At 56.8% G+C, this 22,678-nt stretch carries 17 protein-coding genes; 6 read left to right on the forward strand and 11 right to left on the reverse strand.

Annotated features, from left to right (window positions below):
• Positions 1 to 4: 4 nt before the first annotated feature.
• Both ACWB12_RS09740 and ACWB12_RS09745 read right to left on the reverse strand, forming a co-directional pair.
• A complete protein-coding gene (locus ACWB12_RS09740) occupies positions 5 to 745 on the reverse strand; it encodes an SDR family oxidoreductase (RefSeq protein ID WP_479529884.1) in 741 nt (246 codons plus the stop codon).
• Between the two features lie 46 nt (positions 746 to 791).
• Positions 792 to 1,322 carry a Crp/Fnr family transcriptional regulator gene (locus ACWB12_RS09745; protein ID WP_479529885.1) on the reverse strand — a complete coding sequence of 177 codons (531 nt, stop codon included), beginning with the start codon at positions 1,320 to 1,322 and terminating at the stop codon, positions 792 to 794.
• A 74-nt stretch (positions 1,323 to 1,396) separates the two neighbouring features.
• Here ACWB12_RS09745 and ACWB12_RS09750 point away from each other — a divergent pair, with 74 nt between their 5' ends.
• On the forward strand, positions 1,397 to 1,990 hold the full coding sequence (locus ACWB12_RS09750) for a hypothetical protein (protein ID WP_479529886.1): 594 nt from the start codon (positions 1,397 to 1,399) through the stop codon (positions 1,988 to 1,990).
• A gap of 62 nt (positions 1,991 to 2,052) precedes the next feature.
• On the opposite strand, the gene ACWB12_RS09755 is transcribed toward ACWB12_RS09750, so the two are convergent.
• The 6 genes from ACWB12_RS09755 to ACWB12_RS09780 all read right to left on the reverse strand — a co-directional run bounded on the left by ACWB12_RS09755 (position 2,053) and on the right by ACWB12_RS09780 (position 9,651).
• Entirely contained in the window at positions 2,053 to 3,504 is a 1,452-nt protein-coding gene (locus ACWB12_RS09755; protein ID WP_479529887.1) for an aldehyde dehydrogenase family protein, read from the reverse strand.
• On the reverse strand, positions 3,497 to 5,086 hold the full coding sequence (locus tag ACWB12_RS09760; protein ID WP_479529888.1) for an ABC transporter ATP-binding protein: 1,590 nt from the start codon (positions 5,084 to 5,086) through the stop codon (positions 3,497 to 3,499). The genes ACWB12_RS09755 and ACWB12_RS09760 overlap by 8 nt, the downstream gene beginning before the upstream one ends.
• Positions 5,086 to 5,904, reverse strand: coding sequence for an ABC transporter permease (locus ACWB12_RS09765; protein WP_479529889.1), 819 nt, complete (start codon positions 5,902 to 5,904; stop codon positions 5,086 to 5,088). Before ACWB12_RS09765 ends, ACWB12_RS09760 begins: the two co-directional genes overlap by 1 nt.
• Complete coding sequence (locus ACWB12_RS09770) at positions 5,901 to 6,848, reverse strand: ABC transporter permease (RefSeq protein WP_479529890.1); 948 nt, start codon at positions 6,846 to 6,848, stop codon at positions 5,901 to 5,903. Before ACWB12_RS09770 ends, ACWB12_RS09765 begins: the two co-directional genes overlap by 4 nt.
• Positions 6,849 to 6,969: 121 nt before the next feature.
• A complete protein-coding gene (locus ACWB12_RS09775; RefSeq protein ID WP_479529891.1) occupies positions 6,970 to 7,401 on the reverse strand; it encodes a VOC family protein in 432 nt (143 codons plus the stop codon).
• A 42-nt stretch (positions 7,402 to 7,443) separates the two neighbouring features.
• Positions 7,444 to 9,651 (reverse strand): ATP-binding protein, encoded by a 2,208-nt coding sequence (locus ACWB12_RS09780; RefSeq protein WP_479529892.1) that lies wholly within the window; start codon positions 9,649 to 9,651, stop codon positions 7,444 to 7,446.
• A 147-nt stretch (positions 9,652 to 9,798) separates the two neighbouring features.
• Between ACWB12_RS09780 and ACWB12_RS09785 the strand changes: the two genes are divergently transcribed.
• The gene (locus ACWB12_RS09785; protein ID WP_479529893.1) at positions 9,799 to 15,252 is read left to right on the forward strand and encodes an alpha-2-macroglobulin family protein; all 5,454 of its coding nucleotides are present in this window, start codon (positions 9,799 to 9,801) and stop codon (positions 15,250 to 15,252) included.
• Entirely contained in the window at positions 15,249 to 17,294 is a 2,046-nt protein-coding gene (pbpC, locus tag ACWB12_RS09790; RefSeq protein WP_479529894.1) for a penicillin-binding protein 1C, read from the forward strand. The genes ACWB12_RS09785 and pbpC overlap by 4 nt, the downstream gene beginning before the upstream one ends.
• Before the next feature lie 49 nt (positions 17,295 to 17,343).
• Here the strand turns inward: pbpC and ACWB12_RS09795 are convergent, their stop codons facing one another.
• Together ACWB12_RS09795 and ACWB12_RS09800 are read right to left on the reverse strand one after the other, a co-directional pair.
• Entirely contained in the window at positions 17,344 to 18,519 is a 1,176-nt protein-coding gene (locus ACWB12_RS09795) for an acetyl-CoA C-acyltransferase family protein (protein WP_479529895.1), read from the reverse strand.
• On the reverse strand, positions 18,516 to 18,950 hold the full coding sequence (locus ACWB12_RS09800; protein WP_479529896.1) for a MarR family winged helix-turn-helix transcriptional regulator: 435 nt from the start codon (positions 18,948 to 18,950) through the stop codon (positions 18,516 to 18,518). Before ACWB12_RS09800 ends, ACWB12_RS09795 begins: the two co-directional genes overlap by 4 nt.
• Before the next feature lie 161 nt (positions 18,951 to 19,111).
• Here ACWB12_RS09800 and hmgA point away from each other — a divergent pair, with 161 nt between their 5' ends.
• The 3 genes from hmgA to fahA are packed head-to-tail and all read left to right on the forward strand — an operon-like array spanning position 19,112 to position 22,377.
• Positions 19,112 to 20,461 (forward strand): homogentisate 1,2-dioxygenase, encoded by a 1,350-nt coding sequence (hmgA, locus tag ACWB12_RS09805; RefSeq protein WP_479529897.1) that lies wholly within the window; start codon positions 19,112 to 19,114, stop codon positions 20,459 to 20,461.
• Complete coding sequence (gene maiA, locus ACWB12_RS09810; protein WP_479529898.1) at positions 20,458 to 21,102, forward strand: maleylacetoacetate isomerase; 645 nt, start codon at positions 20,458 to 20,460, stop codon at positions 21,100 to 21,102. Before hmgA ends, maiA begins: the two co-directional genes overlap by 4 nt.
• 9 nt (positions 21,103 to 21,111) lie before the next feature.
• Positions 21,112 to 22,377, forward strand: coding sequence for a fumarylacetoacetase (gene fahA / locus ACWB12_RS09815; protein WP_479529899.1), 1,266 nt, complete (start codon positions 21,112 to 21,114; stop codon positions 22,375 to 22,377).
• A gap of 16 nt (positions 22,378 to 22,393) precedes the next feature.
• Here fahA and ACWB12_RS09820 read toward each other — a convergent pair.
• On the reverse strand, positions 22,394 to 22,678 hold a 285-nt coding region (locus ACWB12_RS09820), incomplete at its 5' end, for a DUF2585 family protein (RefSeq protein ID WP_479529900.1).

Raw genomic sequence — 22,678 nt, forward strand, 5'->3', positions numbered from 1 at the left:
ACCCTTATATACAACGCCCACCGTCCACTTCCATCGCCACACCGGTGATCATGCTCGCCTCGTCTGAACACAGAAATGCCGCCGCATTCCCCATATCCTCGGGTGTTGAAAACCGCCCCAATGGAATGGTCGACAGGAACTTCGCCCGTATCTCTGGCGTGTCCTCGCCCATAAAGGTTTTCAGCAACGGCGTTTCGCCCGCAACAGGGTTGATCGCATTGACCCGAATGCCGAACGGCGCCAGCTCAACCGCCATTGTGCGGGTCGCTGTGATCATCCAGCCCTTGGATGCATTGTACCAGTTCAAGTTCGGGCGCGGCGACACACCTGCGGTCGATGCGACGTTTAAAATCACACCGGATTTCGCCGCCTTCATCAGCGGCACAACCTCGCGCGCGGTCAGGTAAACCGACTTGGCATTCACTGCCAAAACACGGTCGAAATCTTCCTCTGAAATTTCCTCCAACGGGCCGGGCATATGGGTGACGCCCGCGTTGTTCACTACAATATCAATCTGCCCGAACGCCGCTTGCCCCGCCGCAATCATCGCCTTCACGCTCTCCCCGTTTGCCACATCGACAACCTGTGAAATCGCGCCCAGTTCTTTCGCCACATCAACAGCCGCATCGCCATTGATATCGGCAACCATCACCCGCGCCCCCTCGGCTACAAATTTGGCCGCAATGCCCGTGCCAAAGCCCGATCCAGCCCCAGTGACAATCGCTGTTTTCCCCTTTAGTCGCATTGGATAGTCCTCGTATTTACCCGCGTTATTCACAACTTGCCACGCTTTACCGACGCCGCGCAAGCTCCCTATACAGCGCCTCTGTGGACACCCCTATTTCACTAGCGATCCGGTGCCATTCCCCCTTGTCTGGCAGCCGATTATCATTCCAGACCAGCCACGCATCCAGCCGGTCCGCAACACGCCGTAGCGACACAATTTCAGCCCGCAACCGCGCCTCGCGAACCTCTTGCGCCAGATGCGCAACAAAGGCGGTTGTGACGGCAGGATCATCTGCAATCAGGCTTTGAATATCGTTTCGGGAAAACACGGATAATACCGAGGGGGCAATCGCCTCGGCAGCACAATGATAGGCCTGTGCAGTGACCGAAGCTTCGGCCAGCAGACTACCCGCTCGCGCCCGCTGCAAAATAAATTCAGCCCCGTCCGGCTGGCGCCGCAGCAAATGAACCTCGCCGCTTTCAATGCGAAAAACCGATGTCACCGGATCGTCGCGTTCAAACAATGCTGTTCCGCGCGGCACCTCACGGGTGATGTAACGAAGCTGAGTAAGGTGGTCAAAAAAGGACATGCACATGATTACTATCATGTCACGAAACGGATTTATCAGGCAAGGATGAATTGGAAAACAACTCGGAACAGGACAATAAAATGAAACATTTTATGATAGCGGGCCTTTTGCTGACCGCTCCAAATATTGCCATCAGTCAGGAAACCAACAGCGGTATGGACCATGAGGCGATGACGCATAGCGCAACCATGAGCCAAGGCGAAACGATGGCAACGGGCTTGCAAACGCACCCCGCAACCGAAGCAGGCCAATCCGCCTTTGCCGCAATCGAGGAAATCGTGCTGGCGCTGGATGCGGACCCAGAAACGGACTGGTCCAAGGTCAATATTTCTGGTTTGCGTGAACATTTGGTTGATATGGAGCTGGTGTTTACAGATGCAGCCGTGGAAACCAGCGAGCTCGAAAACGGGTTTATGTTTACCGTCACTGGAGTCGGCAGAACCAAAGCCGCAATTCAGCGCATGGTCTTTGCCCATTCAGGGATCATGGACGGGGTTGGTGACTGGACCTTCAGTCCCGAGGAACATGATGCAGGCGTGGTGCTGACGGTGACAACCGCGACGGATGATATGGCCAAACTTCGGGCGCTGGGTTTCTTTGGTATTATGGCGATGGGTATGCATCACCAAGACCACCACTGGATGATGGCCACGGGGGCCAATCCACACGGATAGAACCTTAACCAGTGTTAATGGTAAATGCGTAACGCAGCCACGTTTTTGGGCGGGGCTGTATCTTATCCGTGATAGGCTGCAACAGTTTTCAAGGTTGAAAATCCATATAATGCCTCGAACCCCTTTTCGCGCCCGTGGCCGGATTTACCCGCCCCGCCAAACGGCAGTTCAACCCCGCCGCCAGCCCCGTAGTTGTTGATAAACACCTGCCCCGCACGCAAGGCTTTGGCCATGCGCATCTGCCGCGCGCCATCACGGGTCCAGACCGATGCGACCAGTCCAAAATCGGTGCCATTCGCAATCGCAATCGCCTCGGCTTCATCCTCGAACGGGATCACCACTTGCACGGGTCCGAAAATCTCGCTCTGGGCCAACACGTGGTCCGGCGGAACGTCCGCAAACAGCGTCGGCAGCACATAATGCCCGCCCTCAGGTGTGCCCTCGATTATACTGCCTTGGGCAACCATACGCAGGTCTGAACCTTGCTCCATAAATCCCGTCACAATCTCTTTTTGCCGCGCCGAAATCAGCGGTCCGACATTAACGTCAGACATCGCCGTGCCGACCATCATCCCGCTATAACTGTCCGCCATTCGCGCCAATAACTCATCATAAACCCCGCGCTGGATCAGCACCCGCGAGGATGCCGAGCAGGTCTGCCCTGCGTTCTGGATGCAAGCGCCAACCAGAAACGGAAAAGCTGCATCAAGGTCCGCGTCATCAAACACAACTTGCGGGGATTTTCCGCCCAGTTCCAAAGTCACTGGCACCACGTTTTGCGCTGCCGCTGCTTGCACCAATTGGCCAACTCCAACCGACCCGGTAAAGGAAATATGCTGCACGCCCGCGTGGCCGGACAGTGCGGCACCTGCCTCTTCGCCCAGCCCCGTCACCACGTTCAATGCGCCTGCTGGCAAGCCCGCCTCTTCAGCCAAGGCCGCAAACCCAAGTGCTGTCAAACAGGCCTCCTCGGCAGGTTTCAAAACGCAAGCATTGCCCATCGCCAACGCCGCTCCGACGGACCGGCCGATGATCTGCATCGGGTAATTCCACGGAACGATATGCCCCGTCACCCCGTGCGCCTCACGCAGGGTGTAAACGGTATAACCGTCCATATAGGGGATGGTTTCACCCATCACTTTATCCGCTGCTCCGCCATAAAATTCCATGTAACGCGCCAGCGCGATGGCGTCATTGCGGGCTTGGGTCAAAGGCTTGCCAACATCGTTGGCCTCGATCTCGCCCAACTCCTCAATCCGCGTTTGAACCAGCTGCCCAATGCGGGTCAGAATGCGGCCACGTTCCACCGCTGTGGTGCGTCCCCATTCGCCATCTAGTGCGGCTTGGGCGGCGGTAACGGCGTGGTCAATATCCACCGCTTTGCCCCGCGCAATGTTGGTCAACGTCTCGCCAGTTGAAGGGTTTCCCAACTCCAGAAATTCGCCATCGGCGGGCGAAACCCATGTGCCGCCAATAAAGTTTTTGTCAGTTGGATACCAGATTTTATCAAGCATGTTTTGTCTCCTGCCAATCGTCCGGAATCTGCGGCGCGGCGTCTAGTAGTTGCTGTGTATAGGGATGGCTCGGCGCGGTGAACACCTGTTCGGTCGGCCCTTGTTCAACGATCTCGCCAGCTTGCATTACCAACACCCGATCGGTGATTGCCCGCACCACAGTCAGGTCGTGGCTGATAAACAGATAGGACAGGCCAAGACGCGTTTGCAGGTCGGCCAGCAAGTCCAGTATCTGGGCGCGGATTGACACATCCAGCGCGGACACGGCTTCGTCCAGAACAATCAGATCGGGGTGCAGAACCAGCGCACGGGCAATGGCAATGCGCTGACGCTGGCCGCCGGAAAATTCGTGGATGTAACGGTCCATTGCGTCCGCTTCCATGCCAACCGTTTCCAAAGCCTCGGCCACATGGTCCCGTGAATTTTCGGGCGCTTTGGTCAGGTGGAATGGCTCCATTACCAGCCGCTGAACCTTGTGGCGCGGGTTAAAACTGCCGTAGGGGTCTTGAAACACGATTTGCACTTTTTTCCGTAGCGATGCCGACATATGTTCTCCCGCCAAAACCGGCTCGCCCGACAGGCGGATTTCACCGCCCTGCAACGGATCCAGCCCCAGAATAGCCCGTGTCAGGGTTGATTTTCCACAGCCGCTTTCGCCAACCAGTCCAAGGCTCTCGCCGCGCATCAGGGTAAAGCTGACATTGTTCACCGCGCGAAATGGCGCTGGGCGATGGAACAATTTTGTGCGCGGGGCAGCGTATTCACGGATGGCGTTTTTCACCTCAAGGATCGGCGTCTCTTGGGTGTCGCCAATACGATCTGGTTGATGGTTTGAAGCCTCAAACAATTGCTTGGTGTAGGGATGGGTCATGGTTTTGAACAACTGCTCGGTCGGTCCCTGCTCCACCAATTCGCCTTTGTGCATCACTGCTACATGATCGGCCATTCCGGCAACCACTGCTAGGTCATGGGTGATCAGCAGCAGTGACATGTTTTCCTCAACAACCAGTTCGCGCAGTAGGTCCAGAATTTGCGCCTGCGTGGTGACATCCAGTGCAGTTGTCGGTTCATCCGCGATCAGCAGTTTGGGGCGCAAGGCGATGGCCATTGCAATGCAAACCCGCTGGCGCTGACCACCCGACAACTCGTGCGGGAAGCGGGACGTAGGGAACCTGTCGGCTGGAAGGCCAACGCGATCCAGCATCTGACGGGCGATTATTGCGGCCTCTGATTTGCTGGCCTTGCCGTGGATCAGCAAAGTTTCGGCCACCTGATCGCCAATGGTCTGCACGGGGTTCAGCGCCGTCATCGGTTCCTGAAATATCATGCCGATTTCATTGCCACGTAAGGCGCACATTTCAGCCTCGGACAGGGTTAGAACATCCGCGCCTTCGACCATAACGTGACCACCAACTAGGCTGCCTTGCGGCAGCAATTGCATCAGCGCCAGCGCGGTCATGGATTTGCCAGAGCCGCTTTCACCAACAAGTCCAAATATCTGCCCCTGCGGTATTTCAAAGCTGACATCAGTCAGGATCGGCGTGTCATGAATGCCAAGGGTGAGGTTTTGTAGCGAGATCATCAGCGCTCCCTCCTGATCCGCGGGTCGAGCAAATCACGCAAGCCGTCGCCCATCAGGTTCAGCCCCAGAACCATCAGCACAATCGCAATGCCGGGCAGGAACGCAAGGCGGGCGTCGCTGTAGATATAGGTTTGAGCATCGGCGAGCATCCGGCCCCAGCTGGGCGTTGGCGGTTGGGCGCCAAGGCCGACATAAGACAGGCCTGCCTCGGCCAAGATACCGAGCGAGAATTGGATAGTTCCTTGCACAATCAGCAGGTTGGTAATGTTGGGCAGGATGTGTTCCACCGAAATGCGCAAGGCGCGTTTGCCGCAGGTTCGGGCCGCTAAAATATAGTCCAGCGTCCAGATCGACAGTGCGGCCCCACGGGTGACGCGGGCAAAAACAGGGATGTTGAAAATGCCGATAGCAAGGATCGCGTTCAGCGCGGAGGGGCCGAAAACGGCGGTGATCAGGATGGCGATCACCAGCGATGGAAAGGCAAAGATCAGATCATTGCCGCGCATGATCACCTCGTCCAGAAGGCTACCCCTGTTGGCCGCAGCCAATAGCCCCATCGGCACACCGATTCCCATTCCGATGCCCACGGCAACAATAGCAACGGCGATGGATGTACGCGCACCAACCATCAGCATCGAAAACATATCGCGGCCAAAATGGTCAGTTCCCAGCCAGTATTCTGCAGATGGAGTTTGCAGTTTATCAGCGATGGTCAGGATGGTGACATCATGCGGGGTCCAGAAGAATGACAGCACCACGGCGACCACAAAAAACCCTGTCAGGATAGCGCCGGTGATGAGCTGGACAGGCAACCTCATCGGCCACTCCGCAAGCGGGGGTCAACGGCGGCATAGGCAATATCGACAAGGAAAGTGACTGTAATAACCGCGAACACCAACAACATCACAACGCTTTCGACAACCACCAGATCGCGCTGGGTGATGCCTTGGAAAATCAGCCGTCCTAGGCCGGGCAGGTAGAACACATTTTCGATGATGATGCCGCCTGCGATCAGGAACGAAAACTGCAAACCGATAATGGTCAACACGGGGATCATGGCGTTGCGCAGCGCATGGCGGCGTAACGCTTGGGCGCGGGTCAAACCCTTGGCGCGGGCGGTGCGGATGTAGTCTTGGGTCAAGGTTTCCAACAAGGATGAGCGCATAACGCGGGCGAGAATTGACGCTTGGGGCAGGGCCAGTGAAATGGCCGGCAGGGTGAGCGATTTCAGCCCCGCCAGCAGGCCGTTTTCCCATCCCGCAAAGCCGCCAGCATTAAACCAATGCAGGTTAATCGCGAACACCAGAACCAGCAGCATGGCGAACCAGAAATTGGGCACCGCAATGCCCAACTGAGTGACGCCCATGATGACATAGTCGCTGGGTTTGCCACGGCGCGCAGCCGCGATCAGGCCGACGGGAAAGGCGATTAGCGTCGAAAGCAGTAGCGCAAACAGGGCCAGCGGCAATGACACCCAAAGGCGTTGGGCGATGAGGTCCGAGACCGGAATGCGATAGGTGTAGGACTTGCCAAAATCCCCTGTCAGCATCCCCGTGACCCAGCCGAAATAACGCGACCAGAGGGTGCCGTTTAGCCCCAGTTCATCGCGCAATGCCTCAACCGCTTCAGGGGCAGCATTGAGGCCAAGCATGTAGGGGGCGGGATCACCCGGGATCACTTCGACCACGGCGAAAACCACCACCGAAGCCATCAGTAGGCTAAGGCTGAGAGACAGCAATCGGGTGGTGGTAAACCGTATCATACCGGGCAGGTTAGTGCGGGGTTTGGGGAAATGCTAGGGGGGAAAGTCGGGGGTCTTGACGCGCAAAAAGAGTGTGTGAAAACTGTATGGAAAACGTATGGGTTTTATACATACGCAAGTTTTATCCTGCGGGCTGATCCAGCAGGGACGAATGGTAAGCCACCAGTTCCACTGTATTGCCTTCGGGGTCTTCGGTGAAAATCCCGCGCCAGCCGATCCAGCCGAAATGCTCGACTCGATATGGCTGTTCAAGCTTGTCATACCACGCCATCACCGCATCCTGTTCTTCATAAGGTAGGGACAGGGCAATATGATGCAAGGAAGATCGGGCGCCGGTTTCGGGCTTGGTATCAGCTTTGAACAGCGCCAGAATTGCAGTGTGCCCGTCAAAGCCGTCGCTGATTTTGAAGAACACAATGCCTGTGCGACGATCCCCAGATAGATGTGTTAGCCCGATGGTGTTTTCATAGAAATCCGCCATCGCCTGCACATCAGCGCAGCGAATAGCAATCTCTCCAAGGGCGCGAGGCTGAAATCCTCTTTCCTGTGTCATTCGCATAGTGTGGCTGATGGCCCGCCGTAGAGCAATCCCTAACTACGCATCCTCATCAGGCATCACAGCCAAAACCATTTCCGGTGCCAACTCGGCCACCTTGTCGCAAATTGCGGCCTTGCGCAGGGGTTTCGTCAGATAGTAATCCAGCCCCGCCGCCAGAATTTCCGTGTCATCCCCCGCCATCGCATGGGCGGTTAGCGCCACGATAGGGACGTGATGCAACCCGTCCCTCGTTTCAATTTCGCGGATGGCTCGGGTGGCTTCTTTGCCGTCCATAACGGGCATCGAAATATCCATGAAAATCATATCGGGGCCAAAGCTCTGGAATTGCTCGACCGCCTCGACCCCATTGTTGGCAAAGACCAGATCGATGTTCAAACTCTTCACCATCTTGCTAAACACCAGCCGGTTTGTGCGGTTATCCTCGGCGGCCAAAACCTTCATCTTGCGCAGGGAATGATCGGCGGTGTTGGGTGCGGGTGGCAATGGCACGCTCTCTTCAACGGGGGGTGTGTCCAGTGAGATACTCTCGCCACTCCCGTCCAGAGATTGCAGGACATTGAATAAATCATGCCGCAAAATTGGCTTGGTCAAGGTGGCAAAAGCAGGCCCGCTGTCTGCTGTTTCTCGGTCAGATTTCAACAGGATTAACGGCAGGTTTGGTGCATTGGCATCCAGTAAAACCATGTAATCCTGTCGGGCATTATCCGATGCAGGCATATCAATAAACGCGACATCAAATTCACTCGCATCCTCGACAATTTGCGCGGCCCCGACATCATGCTGCACCACGTCAACGCCCAACACAGCAAGCTGTTTGGTCAATATTTCCAAACCGGCATTTTGATCGCTTACGACCAGCGCGCGTCGAATACGGGCCAGCGAATGATCCGGGGCAATCAACGCAGGTTCTGACACGGGCAGGGTGATATGAAACCCGAAACAGGATCCCTCTCCCTCGACCGAATCCACCCAGATTTCGCCTTGCATCAGTTCGATCAACTGTTTGGTAATCGCCAGCCCCAACCCCGTGCCCTCGTATTTGCGATTGCGCTCGTCCTCGACCTGATTGAACTCGCCAAAAATATGCCCAACCATATCGGCGGCAATGCCAATACCCGTATCCTCGATTGACACATGAACCCGCGTCTTGCCCGTTTCATCAACTTCGAGCCCGACCACGCGGATCAGCACATGCCCCTCATTGGTAAACTTGACGGCATTGCCGATCAGGTTGGTCAAAATCTGGCGCATCCGTCCTGCGTCACCCACATATTGGGTCGGCAGGAACATGTCGTAATCCACCAGAATTTCGAGTGTCTTACCCTGAAGCGAAGCTTGTAATAGTGTCACGATTTCATGGATGCACCGTTCCAGATCAAATGGTTCGGCCGTAAGTGTCAGTTTATCCGCCTCGATTTTCGAGTAATCCAGCACGTCGTTGATGATCACCAGCAAGGCTTCGCCGGAATTCTTGATTGTTTCGGCGTATAGCATTTGTTCTTCATCCAGATCGGTATCGGTCAACAGGTCGGCCATCCCGACAACGCCATTCATCGGAGTGCGGATTTCGTGGCTCATATTCGCCAGAAACGCCGATTTGGCGCGGTTCGCGGCTTCGGCCTTGGTGCGGGCGTCTTTCAGCTCGGCCTCGTGGCGGATGGTGTCGGTGATGTTCAGCGCAAGCGATACCGTGTCGCCATCGCGGGCGCGCCGATCCACCAGTTTGATGGAGGCGCCATTCCACAGGCGGATCACCTTGGGTTCAATCGGGTCACTGTGCCAGCGCGTCAGCATCGCATCGCGCCATTCCATCGGGGTTTTTCCCTCTAGATCGACGATACCTTCTTCGACCAACAGCTGGACAAGGCGGACATAATTTATCCCGGGCCGGACTTCTTCCAGCCCGTCAAACGTGGCCAGATAGGCGTGGTTTGCCGAAATCATACAGTCGTCCATGTCAAAAACCGCAAACCCGTCCTCGATCGTTTCGATCGAATCCCATAGGCGACGTTCGGCGATACCCACCTTGTGATTGGCGACCTGCAAATCAGACCGGACACGGGTATTTTCACCCTTCAGTTCTTCGGCCTCATGGCGCTGTTCAACGATTTCGTCCGACAAGGCCCGCGCGTGTTGTCCCAGCTTGGAGTTGGCGGCAAACAGTTCATTTTGTTTTTGCTCTAGCAACCGTTCTGCGGCCAGTCGCCCACGGCGTTCTTGCGCCAGTTTTTCGGTGATCGCCATCTTGTTCCTCTTTTATACTTTATACGGAACATTCCACGAACATGGTGAACAATATCTTAACAGATCCAACTATTTTCATCCCAAGAACCGATTGCCACTGCCGCGTGGCTGTGCAACCATCGGGCGTTATATTCAGGAGGACTATTTATGCGCCTTTTCGTCAAAGCCGTCGCCGTTTTACTGTTGTTCACCACATCCCTATGGGCGAATGATTTAATCCCTGACCGTCGCCTTGCGATAACGCGTGATCTGGATTTTTACGGCTCTGACTTACAGTCGATATTTGATACAACCCTGCCCGCCTGCCAAAAGGCATGTTTAACGGATGCACGGTGTCAGGCATTTACCTTCAACACCCGCTCGAGTTCATGTTTCCCGAAAAGCGAAGTGACTGAAACACAGCCCTACGTCGGTGCGATTTCGGCGCGGGTAATGGACACGAACCCGAAAATCCTTGCGGCGGCATCGGCGCGGGCATCGGAATTATCATTTCTGGATCGGGCCGAATTTACAGCGGCCAAGGATTTCGCCGAAGAACTGGCCATCCTGTACGATACACAAGGCGAAGATGCGCTGTCCTTGTGGCGCAGCGGTCGGAACAGAATTGGCAGCAATAACAGCAGCGCCCAATACTATTTTGGCGCGGCCCTGACCCTAAGCGATGTATCGGACCTGTGGGTCGAATATTCGCGCGCGGCATTTCTGAATGATTCAGGGGATTATAGTGAGCGGCGCAAACAAAGGCTCCGCGCAATGCTGGCATCAATAAATGCCTATTTGCGCAGTAGCACCGACAATGAAAAGGTAACCTCGCTGTTGGCGATGGCCGATGCGCTGGAAAAGAATGGCCGCAACAAGGATATGTTAAAAGCCTTGCGTTTGGCCGAGACGATTTCCCCAACACAACGACTGCAGGCAAAACTGGAATATGCCGTTGGAAAATACGGCCTGAAAATAACCGACCATGACATTGAAAGCGATCTGGCCGAACCGCGCATTTGCGCCCAGTTTTCCGAACCACTGGCAGCGGGCGAGGTTGACTACACCCCCTACGTGCGCCTGTCGCAAAATGATCTGTCGGTCGAGGCCGAAGGCAACCGTTTGTGCGTATCGGGCGTAGAGCATGGCAAACGCTATGACCTGACTCTGCGCGAGGGGCTGCCAGCGAAATCGGGCGAAACCCTGCTTGAGGCGGTCAACCTGTCGCTCTATGTGAATGATCGCAGCCCAACCGCGAAATTTCCGGGCCGCGCCTATGTGCTGCCCAAATCCGCCAACGCGGGCATCCCTGTTGAAACCGTCAATGTCACTGAACTTGATCTGGTGCTGCGCCGTGTTAGCGACCGCAACCTTTTGCGCGCCATGCAAGACAGCTATTTCGGTCGCCCCCTGTCACCGTGGCAGGAAGAAAACTTTGCCAACCAAGTCGCCGAGGAGCTATGGCGCGGCACTGGCGAGGTGCAAATGACGCTGAACAAGGATATGACCACCCGCCTGCCAATGGGCGATGTGATCAATGATCTGCCGCCAGGTGTCTACGCCTTGCAAGCCCGCGTTCCTGGATCTGATCCATATGAAAACGCCGCAGCGACCCAGTGGTTCGTGTTGTCCGATCTGGGCCTCGCCAGCATGAGCGGCACAGACGGTATCCACGTCTTTGTGCGCGGTCTGGGCGATGCGGAACCGCGTGCAGGTATCACCGTGACCCTACTGTCTAAAGCAAACGCTGTTTTGGCTGAAACAGTGACTGATAAACGCGGTTATGCGCTGTTTGCCGATGCCTTGGCGCGTGGTACGGGTGGGGCAAAACCGGCCCTGATTGTTGCCAAAGAGGCCGACAAGGATATTGCATTCCTATCCCTGACCGATCCAGAATTCGATCTGTCGGATCGTGGGGTCGAAGGGCGCGAGCCCGCCAAATACATCGACATGTTCCTGACCACAGATCGCGGTGCATATCGTGCGGGTGAAACGGTGAACGCGACTGCACTGACCCGTGACGCCACCGCCAATGCCATCGTTGGCTTGCCGGTCACGGCGATCCTGACCCGCCCCGATGGTGTGGAATACAGCCGCCATCTGTCGACTGGCGATACCGCCGTTGTCGGTGGTCACATCTTTAACATGCCCATCGGCCCACTGGTGCCGCGCGGCACTTGGCAGTTGGCGCTGTTCACTGACGTTGACGCGCCAGCCCTTGCCAGCACCAGTTTTCTGGTTGAGGATTTTCTGCCCGAACGCATTGATTTCGATCTGACCTTGCCATTCGCCCCGCTGCGGCTGAATGAGGGCACAGTGCTGACCGCTGACACCCGCTATCTGTTTGGCGCCCCTGCCGCCGATCTGCCGATCGAGGGCGAGGTGCTGGTGCGGGCCACTGATGGTCTGACCGCCTATCCTGGTTACAGCTTTGGCCGTCATAGCGAGCGGTTTGATCCGGTGATTAAAACCTTGCAGGGTGACCTACGCACGGATGACGCGGGCTTTGCCCGTATTCCCGTCGAATTCCCCAAGGCCGAAGACGCCTCGCGTCCGCTCGAGGCGCGATTCACCGTGCGTATCGCTGAAGGTTCCGGTCGCCCTGTCGAGCGCCAGATCACCAAACGCCTGGCGCCTGATGGTGCGATGATTGGCATCAAACCGATGTTCGAGGATGTCGTTGAGGAAGATACAGACGCCAGCTTCCAGATCATTGCGATTGATCAGGACGAAGCTCAGACCCCGATGCAGGTCAAATGGACCGTCAACCGCGTGAAAACCCGCTATCAATGGTATCAGCAATACGGCAACTGGAATTGGGAGGAGATTCAGACCAGTAAACGCGTGGCCAGCGGCACCGCCGATTTGAACGGTCAACCGATCACCATTTCCGCCCCTGTGAAATGGGGTGAATACGAAATCAAGGTGGAACGCAGTGATGGCACTTACGTTGCCTCATCAACGGATTTCTACGCCGGTTGGTATGCCTCGGCAGATGCGTCCAGCACGCCTGATACGCTCGAGGTTTCACTAGACAAACCCGCCTATGCAACAGGGCAAACCGCTACCTTGCGGGTTGTGCCGCGTTACGCAGGCAAGGCGCTGATTACGGTGATGTCGAGTCGCTTGATTGATATGAAAGTGGTTGATGTGGTTGAGGGCGAAAATCTGATCCCGCTGGCTGTCACGGATCAATGGGGCGCTGGCGCTTATGTCACCGCCACCGTGATCCGCCCGATGGATGCCACTGCTGGTCACAACCCCGCCCGTGCGCTGGGCCTGTCCTATGCGCCGGTCGACCCGGGCATGCGCAAACTGTCAGCCGCGTTTGACACGCCCGCCGAATCTGCGCCCCGCGCCCCGCTTCAGGTGGCGCTAAAGGTGGATGGCATCAAAGCAGGCGAAGCTGCCTATGCCACCATCGCCGCCGTTGATCTGGGCATCCTGAACCTGACAGGGTTTGATAGCCCCGATGCGCCCAACCACTACTTTGGCCAGCGCAAACTGGGCATGGGAATGCGCGACGTTTATGGCCGTCTGATTGACGGAATGAACGGCGCGATGGGGGCAATCCGTTCCGGCGGGGATGCGGGCAACGAAATGGGTATGCAATCGCCGCCACCGACCGAAGAATTGGTCGCCTATTTTTCCGGTCCTGTCACGGTTGGCGCCGATGGCATCGCACACGCCAGTTTCGATCTGCCCGAATTCAACGGCACTGTGCGCCTGATGGCTGTGGTCTGGTCTGCCTCGGGTGTTGGCGCGGCGGAACAAGACGTGCTCGTGCGCGACCCCGTTGTGGTCACCGCCAGCCTGCCGCGCTTCATGGCACCTGGGGACACATCCCGCATGCTGCTGGAAATCACCCACGCGACGGGCCCATCCGGCAAAATGGAGCTCGAGGTTACGGGCCAAGGCATCGCCGTCAGCACCGCCAATTTACCCCGCGAAATCACGCTGGGCGATTTGCAGAAAACCACCCTGTCGGTGCCGATCACCGCTGTGGATGTGGGCACGCACAAGATAAATGTGACCCTAACCACGCCGGATGGCACGCGTCTGACCAAACCGCTGATTATTCCGGTCGAGGTGAACGACCCCGAAATATCCCGCACCCGCCGCTTCTCGCTGGCTGCTGGCGATACGTTCACTTTGGATGACAACGTATTCACCGGTTTCAAATCCGGCTCCGGATCGGCGATGTTGTCAGTCGGCGCATTGGCACAATTTGACGCGCCCGGCCTGTTGTCCGCACTGGACCGCTACCCTTACGGCTGCACCGAACAAACCACATCCCGCGCCATGCCTCTGTTGTATCTGAACGAGGTGGCCGAGGTCATGGGCCTAGGCACCCGCAAGAAAATCGGCGAGCGCGTAGATGACGCGATTGAACGCGTGTTGAGCAACCAAGCCAGCAATGGTGCCTTTGGTCTGTGGGGCCCATCATCCGGTGACTTCTGGCTGGATTCATACGTCACCGATTTCCTTAGCCGTGCGCGCGCCAAAGGGTTCACCGTGCCAGACCGCGCCTTCCGGTCAGCAGTCGATAACCTGCGCAATCGCATTAATTATGCGCCGGACTTTGATAGTGGCGGCGAAGACGTGGCCTATGCGCTGTTTGTCCTTGCCCGCGAAGGCGCGGCAAATGTGGGTGACTTGCGCTATTACGCCGATGCCAAGGGCGGCGATTTCGCAACGCCAATGGCCGCAGCCCAACTGGGCGCGGCACTGGCCAGTTATGGCGATCAACCCCGTGCCGACGCGATGTTTGCCCGTGCTGCACGGATGATTGGCCGCAATTGGGAGGCGGACGAAACCCAATACTGGCGCTCTGATTACGGCACCCACCTGCGTGATGGCGCTGCGGTTCTGGCGCTCGCCGTTGAGGCAGGCAGCACAGCGATTGACAGCGCCGACCTCGCCTATCGGGTTTCCACCAGCTATGCCAACGACCAATACCACTCCACGCAGGAATCCATGTGGTCCCTGATGGCGGTCAAGGCCCTGATCAATGATCCCTCGGTGAATGGATTTACCGTGAACGGTGAACCCGTGGTCGGCCCGCTGGTCCGTGTGCTCGAGGATGGGGCGACCAACACCGGTCTTGCCTTCCGCAACGGCACTGATCGCGATGAACTGGTAACGATGACCACCTTCGGCGTTCCCGAACAACCCGAGCCCGCCAGTGGCTACGGCTATGCGATCATGCGCAGCTACTACACGATGGATGGCAACGCGACAGATCCAAGCGGCCACCCCGTTGGCACCCGTCTGGCAGTGGTGCTGACGATTTCACCCTTCAGCGATAACGAGGGCCGTTTGATGGTGAATGACCCGCTGCCTGCTGGGTTCGAGATCGACAACCCGAACCTGATATCGGGCGGTGATCTTAGCATGCTGGAATGGTTAAAGGTCACGCCAAATGTGCGCAACACGGAGTTCCGCGCGGATCGCTTCCTTGCCGCCGTTGACTGGCGCAAGGATGATCCGTTCGATCTGGCCTATATCGTGCGGGCGATTTCACCGGGCACCTACCACCATCCAGCGGCGAGCGTCGAGGATATGTATCGCCCCCAATACCGCGCCCATTCTGAAACGGGGCAGATCACGGTCACCGAATGATCCGCCGCCACGCCCTTCTGATCCTTGCGCTGGGGCTATTGCAGACAGCCATAGCACGGGACAGGTTTGATACGTGGGTGGATGAAACCCAGCTGCCGCGCCTAACGGCTGAAACCTCGGTCGAAGTGTTGGACCGAAACGGCATCCTACTGCGTGCCTATACCGTTGCCGATGGGCGCTGGCGGCTGAATGCTACGTTGGATAGTGTTGATCCCGACTACATCAACATGCTGATCGCTTACGAGGATAAACGATTCTATTCCCATGCCGGTGTTGATCCTGTGGCGATGCTCCGCGCCTCTTATCAGGCCCTAACCAGCGGTAAAATCGTATCTGGGGGTTCAACCCTCACCATGCAGGTGGCGCGACTGCTGGAAGACGGCAGCACCGGTAAATGGTCCGGCAAACTGCGCCAAATCCGTCTTGCGCTGGCGCTGGAACGCCGCTTGACCAAGGATGAAATTCTCACCCTTTATCTGAACCGCGCGCCCTTTGGTGGCAACCTTGAAGGTGTGCGCGCCGCGACCCGCGCCTATTTTGGCAAAGACCCACGCCGCCTGACGCCAGCGCAATCCGCGCTGCTGGTCGCCTTGCCACAAGCGCCGGAAACCCGCCGTCCCGATCGTTTTGCCAAAGCCGCCCAAACGGCCCGCACCCGTGTTCTGGCCCGTATGATGGGGGCGGGAATACTTACGGGCGATACGGCTGATAGTGCCACATTAGAGCCTATTCCGGCTCAAAAATACCAATTCCCCGCCATCGCTCCGCATCTGTCCGACCGCGCCTTGGCTGAAAACCCTTTGCAATCCATCCACCAACTCACCCTTGATGCAACCCTTCAGCGTCAGCTCGAAACCCTCGCCACCACGGCCCTGCGCGGGCGTGGCGAGCAGATGTCAATTGCAATGCTCGTGGCAGATCATACAACCGGCGAAATCCTCGCCTCGGTCGGCTCCTCGGCCTACCGCGCCGACAGTCGCCTTGGCTTTGTCGATATGACCCGCGCCCTGCGCTCGCCCGGCTCCACCCTGAAACCGTTGATCTATGGCATGGCATTTGACCAAGGTCTGGTTCATCCCGAAACCCTGATTGACGACACGCCCACCGCATTTGGCACGTATTTTCCGCAGAATTTCGACGGCAAGTTTCGCGGCACCCTGCGGGTGCGCCGTGCCTTGCAACTGTCGTTGAATATCCCTGTGATCAAATTGACCGAAGCGATTGGGCCGGCCAAACTGATGTCGGCCTTGCGTCGTGCAGGAATGGAGCCTGTGGTGCCGGGTGGAAAGCCTGGTCTGGCAATTGCGCTGGGCGGTTTAGGTGTCACCCTTGCGGATATGACCCAGCTATATGCCGCCTTGGCCCAAGGCGGCACACCGCGCCCGCTGACTTGGAAAACAGGCTCTAATCCGACCCAAACAGGCCGAAATCTGATTTCTCCCGTGGCCGCATGGCATGTCGCGGACATTCTGTCGGGTCTAACCCCGCCGCCCAATGCGCCACGCAACCGGCTGGCTTATAAGACAGGCACATCTTATGGCAATCGCGACGCTTGGGCGTTAGGATTTGATGGCCAGCATGTTGTCGGCGTGTGGATGGGGCGTGCTGATGGCACGCCGGTTCCAGGTGCGTTTGGCGGTGATTTGGCGGCACCAGTGTTGTTCGAGGTATTCAGCCGGATCAAACCGGTGCTGACCCCGCTGCGCCCCCCACCGCCCGCCACGTTAATGGTCAGCAATGCCGAACTGCCCCTGCCGTTGCAACGGTTCCGTGGTCGCAACGCGCTGTTCGAGAGGTCCAAAGATGCCCCAACTGTTGCCTTCCCGCCGGATGGCGCCGCAGTCGAAGCGGATGGCGGATTTTTGGTGGTCAAAGTTCGCGATGGTATCGCGCCGTTCACTTGGCTCGCCAATGGTAAACCGTTTGATGTGGCCACCTACGAACGCCAGTCAATTCTGGAAATCACCGGCCCCGGATTTGTGTCACTTTCAGTGATCGACGCCAAAGGGCGTGCGGCACGGGCGCAGATTCAACTCGACTAAAATTCATATGGTTTTCATATGCGAGTCATATGGAATTCATATAGCAATTTCAGGACCGTTCAATCGCCAGCGCGATCCCCTGACCGCCGCCAATACACATGGTGATCAACGCCCGTTTGCCGCCGATCCGTTCCAGTTCATATAGTGCCTTGACGGTGATCAAAGCCCCCGTCGCCCCCACTGGATGCCCCAGCGCAATCGCGCCGCCATTCGGGTTTACCTTGGCCGGATTCAGCCCCAAAACCTTGTTTACTGCCAAGGCTTGCGCGGCAAACGCCTCATTGGATTCGATCACGTCGAAATCATCCACGGTCAGGCTAGAGCGGGCCAATAACGCCTGAACCGCTGGCACCGGTCCAATACCCATCACGTCGGGCCGCACTCCCGCGTGGGCATAGCCAATGATGCGCGCAATAGGCTCTAATCCAGCCTTTTTCACCGCATCCTCCCGCGCCAACACCAGTGCCGCAGCACCATCGTTGATGCCGGATGCGTTGCCCGCTGTCACTGTGCCGTCCTTTTGAAACGCGGCTCGCAAGCCTGCCAGAGCCTCTGCCGAAGTTGCCTTGGGATGCTCGTCGACCTTGAATTCCAGCGTGTCGCGCCGGACCTTCACATCAACGGGAACGATCTGCTCTTCAAACAAACCGCCCTTAATCGCCTTGGCCGCCCGTGTTTGGCTCTCCAATGCAAAGGCGTCCTGATCCTCGCGGCTGATCCCGTATTGGGCCGCCACATTTTCCGCTGTGATCCCCATATGCCCCGATCCGAACGGACAATTCAGCGTGCCCAACAACATATCTTGCGAACTAATATCACCCATCTTTTGCCCCCACCGTGCTGCGGGTATAATGTAGGGTGCTCGGCTCATACATTCGGCCCCGCCGGCCAGTGCGAAATCGGAATCGCCCAGCATTAGGCTCTGTGCCGCCGACACAACTGCCTGTGCACCAGACCCGCACAAACGGCTGACATTCATTGCGGGCACGCTATCTGGGATACCAGCATTCATAGCGGCCACACGGCCTAGATACATATCTTGCGGTTCGGTGTTGATCACATTGCCAAACACCACATGTCCGATTTGCGCGGGGTCTATGCTGGCTCGATCCAGCGCTGCCTTGGACGCAACAGTGGCCAGTTCAACAGGCGTAACACCTGCCAACGAGCCGCCGAATGTTCCGATTGCAGTGCGCGCCCCGCTTAATATTACAATGTCGGTCATTTCGCTGCCTTTTCATTTAATAACGTGTCTAATGCTGATCGAAAGCACGGTGCATGCTCGCCCAATGTGGCCAATACCGTTGCCTCGTATTCTTGTGCGATCGGGGTGAGCTCATTGATCATATCTTGCCCCTTTTGCGTCAGTTCCAGTTCAACCAGCCGCCGGTCATTGTCGTTTATTTTTTTGCTGATATAGCCAGCCGCCTCAAGCCGGGATGCGGCGCGGGACACTTTGGATTTGTCCATATCCACCCGCTCATGAATTTCGCGCACACTGACTGACCCCGCTTGCGATAAATGCGCCACGACCCGCCATTCCGGGATCGTTATGCCGAAACGTTGTTGATACAGGTCTGAAAACCCGTGGCTAACACGCGCCGCCAGAACCGCCAGTTGGTAGGGTAGAAATACGTCCAGATCAAAATCACTCACCGGCAGAAACCTCGCGTTAGTTACATTTGCAATGACTGCACGAATTGCAGGCCGGATCAACCTCCAACAACGCTTGACTTCGTTGCATGTGCAACGATACCCTCACAACAGGAAATGCGCCATAGATTGCCGTAAGGCGATTGTTGAAGACAGGAGACGTCATGACATCCCAGACCCCCGCAAGCGGGCTAATCCGCGATGAAAATACGAATGCCTATATGCCCGGCTTTGGCAATGATTTTGAAACCGAGGCCCTGCCGGATGCGTTGCCACAAGGCATGAACAGCCCGCAGAAATGCGCCTATGGATTGTATGCTGAACAGCTATCTGGCACACCATTCACCGCCCCGCGCGGGCAGAACGAGCGCACATGGTGCTACCGTATCCGCCCGTCCGTGCGCCACACATCGCGGTTTTCGCGCATTGATTTGCCGTATTGGAAATCGGCGCCAAATATCAATCCTGATACTCTGTCTTTGGGTCAATATCGCTGGAGCCCGATCCCCCATGCCGATCAGCCGCTGACGTTCATCACCGGTATGCGCACGATGACCACGGCGGGGGATGTGAACACGCAAGTGGGCGTGGCGACACATGTTTATCTGATCACTGAGTCGATGCAGGACGAATATTTTTATTCCGCCGACAGCGAAATGCTGATCGTGCCACAAGAGGGCCGCCTGCGGTTTTGCACTGAACTGGGCGTCATTGATCTGGAGCCAAAAGAGATCGCCATCCTGCCGCGTGGTATGGTGTTTCGGGTCGAGGTGATTGATGGCCCTGCGCGTGGGTTTGTGTGTGAAAACTATGGCCAAAAATTTGACCTGCCCGGGCGCGGCCCGATCGGGGCCAATTGCCTTGCCAACCCGCGCGATTTCAAAACCCCGATTGCTGCGTTTGAAGACCGCGATGCCGACAGCCGTGTGGTGGTGAAATGGGGCGGGCAGTTTCATGAAACCTTCATCGACCATTCGCCGCTGGATGTGGTGGCGTGGCATGGCAATTATTGCGCCTGCAAATACGACCTACGCACATTTTCCCCCGTCGGGGCGCTGCTGTTTGACCACCCCGATCCGTCGATTTTTACCGTCCTGACCGCACCTTCAGGTGTTGAGGGCACGGCGAACATTGATTTCGTGCTGTTTCGCGAGCGTTGGATGGTGGCAGAAGATACCTTCCGCCCGCCGTGGTATCACAAGAACATTATGTCGGAACTGATGGGCAATATTTACGGGATTTATGACGCCAAGCCGGACGGGTTTATGCCTGGTGGTATGTCTCTGCATAACATGATGATCCCGCATGGGCCGGACAATGCAGCGTTTGAAAAGGCCAGCAATACCGAGCTGAAGCCAGAGTTTCTGGACAACACCATGTCCTTTATGATCGAGACCCGCTTCCCGCAACATCTGACCGATTTTGCGGCCAATGAGGCACCGGTGCAGGACGATTATATCGACTGTTGGGATTCGCTGGATAAGAAATTTGATGGCACCAAGGGGGTGAAATGAGGCTCTATTCTTACTGGAGATCAACGGCTGCCTACCGCGTTCGTATCGCACTGAACATGAAGAGGGTGCCGTTTGAAACTATGCCAGTTGATCTGGTTGCTGACGGGGGCCAACAACATGCAGCCGATTACGCGGCGCTGAATCCATCGCAACTGGTGCCCACCTTGGTTCTGGAGGATGGCACCGCGTTGACGCAATCCCTAGCGATTGTTGAATATCTGGATATCACGTATCCCACGCCGGCCCTGTTGCCCGCTGACCCGATCCAGCGCGCCCATGTCAAAGCGGCGGCTTTGGTGATCGCGGCGGACATACACCCCGTCAATAACCTGCGTGTTGTGCAGCATCTAGGGGCAAAATTTGGCGCCACGCCTGCGGACAAATCCGAATGGATGCGCCACTGGATGAAGCCCGGGTTTGATGCCCTGCTAAAGATGATCAAGCCGGACACGCCCTTTGCCTTTGGTGATACAGTGGGCTTTGCCGATATTTGCCTGACCGCACAGTATTACAACGCGCGGCGCTGGGGGCTGGACCTGACCCCATACGCCCGCCTGACTGAAATTGAGCAAAACTGTCTGGCGTTGCCTGCTTTTGATGAAGCGCAGCCAGAAAACCAACCAGACGCAACACCCGAGTAAGGAACCACTATGACCAAACTGCTGAAATCATGGGTCGCCTCGGCCAATTCCGCCGATACCCAGTTTCCACTGAACAACCTGCCTTACGGGGTGTTTTCCACAGATGATATCGAACCCCGCTGCGGCGTGGCCATTGGCGATATGATTCTGGATGTGACACGGCTGGAAGAAGAAGGCATGATCAAACTGGATATTGATCCAGTGCTGGACTTGCCATTCTGGAACGAACTTATGGAGCTAGGGCCGGATGTTTGGGCCAGTTTCCGCGCCAGACTGATTGAATTGTTGGCCGATGGGTCGCCTGACCACGCCCGCGTTGAACCCGCTTTGGTGCCTTTGGTCAGCTCGACCATGCATATGCCGTTTATGGTTTCGGAATACACCGATTTTTACGCAGGTCGTCACCATGCGACAAATGTTGGCACTATGTTTCGCGGGGCCGAAAATGCTCTGCCGCCGAACTGGTTGCATATCCCGATTGGGTATAATGGTCGGGCCTCATCCATCGTGGTGTCCGGCACCGACGTGCGCCGCCCTTGGGGCCAGTTGAAACCGCCAACAGCAGATGTGCCGCATTTTGCGCCCTGCAAACGGTTCGATCTGGAATTGGAGATGGGGGCGATTGTCGGGCAGGCGTCAGATGGTCCTGTGACGGTGGCCGAGGCCGACGCGATGATCTTTGGCTATGTCCTGCTGAACGACTGGTCCGCGCGTGATATTCAGGCGTGGGAGTATCAGCCGCTTGGCCCGTTTCAGGCCAAGGCAACCGCTACTACGATATCTCCGTGGATCGTGACTTCGGCAGCGTTAGAGCCGTTTCGCACCCCGACACCGGCCCGCGAAAAGGAACTGCTGCCTTACCTGCAAGAACCCTCGCCGATGCTCTATGATATTGATCTTTCGGCAGCGCTGCGCCCCGAGGGTGCCAATGCAACAACCACCATCACCCACACCAATTACAGTGAAATGTATTATTCAGCTGCGCAGCAATTGGCACACCACACCACGTCGGGCTGCCCGATGAATGTGGGTGATCTGCTGGGGTCGGGCACCATATCCGGCCCTGAAAAATCGGCGCGTGGATCGATGCTGGAACTTAGCTGGGGTGGCAAAGAACCAATGACGCTGGACAGTGGCGAGACCCGTAGTTTTCTGGAGGATGGCGATACGTTGACCCTGACTGGAGCGGCAAAAGGTGACGGATACCGGATAGGTTTTGGTGATTGTTCCGGCACCATTCTGCCCGCGCTAAGTGATCCCTATGCAAGGGACTAAACGCGCATATCAGGCCCTAAAGTGCCGCCTGCCAGTCGCGGATAATATCCAGCGGGGAAATCAGCATGATGATGTTCAGGGTCAAGCCATCGCGGATCAGGGCGGTGGTCAGAACCTCGAACCCGATTACAATCGCAACGCTGGCCCAGACCGGCAAACGCCGAGCCAGCCAGAAGCCGACAAACATTGCTGTCAGATCGGCCATCGAATTGACCACGCTATCGCCGTAATAATCCAGCGAAATGGTGACTTCGCGATACCGTTCAATCACCGCGTTGGTGTTTTCCAGAATTTCCCACGC

The sequence above is a fragment of the Profundibacter sp. genome (assembly GCF_056498605.1).

Excerpts from the sequence above, each read along its gene's own strand:
- fahA (WP_479529899.1), top strand. The coding sequence starts at position 21,112 with ATGACCAAACTGCTGAAATCATGGGTCGCCTCGGCCAATTCCGCCGAT.
- ACWB12_RS09795 (WP_479529895.1), bottom strand. The coding sequence starts at position 18,519 with ATGACCGACATTGTAATATTAAGCGGGGCGCGCACTGCAATCGGAACA.
- hmgA (WP_479529897.1), top strand. The coding sequence starts at position 19,112 with ATGACATCCCAGACCCCCGCAAGCGGGCTAATCCGCGATGAAAATACG.
- ACWB12_RS09765 (WP_479529889.1), bottom strand. The coding sequence starts at position 5,904 with ATGAGGTTGCCTGTCCAGCTCATCACCGGCGCTATCCTGACAGGGTTT.
- ACWB12_RS09770 (WP_479529890.1), bottom strand. The coding sequence starts at position 6,848 with ATGATACGGTTTACCACCACCCGATTGCTGTCTCTCAGCCTTAGCCTA.
- ACWB12_RS09750 (WP_479529886.1), top strand. The coding sequence starts at position 1,397 with ATGAAACATTTTATGATAGCGGGCCTTTTGCTGACCGCTCCAAATATT.
- ACWB12_RS09775 (WP_479529891.1), bottom strand. The coding sequence starts at position 7,401 with ATGACACAGGAAAGAGGATTTCAGCCTCGCGCCCTTGGAGAGATTGCT.
- ACWB12_RS09780 (WP_479529892.1), bottom strand. The coding sequence starts at position 9,651 with ATGGCGATCACCGAAAAACTGGCGCAAGAACGCCGTGGGCGACTGGCC.
- ACWB12_RS09745 (WP_479529885.1), bottom strand. The coding sequence starts at position 1,322 with ATGTGCATGTCCTTTTTTGACCACCTTACTCAGCTTCGTTACATCACC.
- ACWB12_RS09785 (WP_479529893.1), top strand. The coding sequence starts at position 9,799 with ATGCGCCTTTTCGTCAAAGCCGTCGCCGTTTTACTGTTGTTCACCACA.
- ACWB12_RS09740 (WP_479529884.1), bottom strand. The coding sequence starts at position 745 with ATGCGACTAAAGGGGAAAACAGCGATTGTCACTGGGGCTGGATCGGGC.
- pbpC (WP_479529894.1), top strand. The coding sequence starts at position 15,249 with ATGATCCGCCGCCACGCCCTTCTGATCCTTGCGCTGGGGCTATTGCAG.
- ACWB12_RS09760 (WP_479529888.1), bottom strand. The coding sequence starts at position 5,086 with ATGATCTCGCTACAAAACCTCACCCTTGGCATTCATGACACGCCGATC.
- ACWB12_RS09755 (WP_479529887.1), bottom strand. The coding sequence starts at position 3,504 with ATGCTTGATAAAATCTGGTATCCAACTGACAAAAACTTTATTGGCGGC.
- maiA (WP_479529898.1), top strand. The coding sequence starts at position 20,458 with ATGAGGCTCTATTCTTACTGGAGATCAACGGCTGCCTACCGCGTTCGT.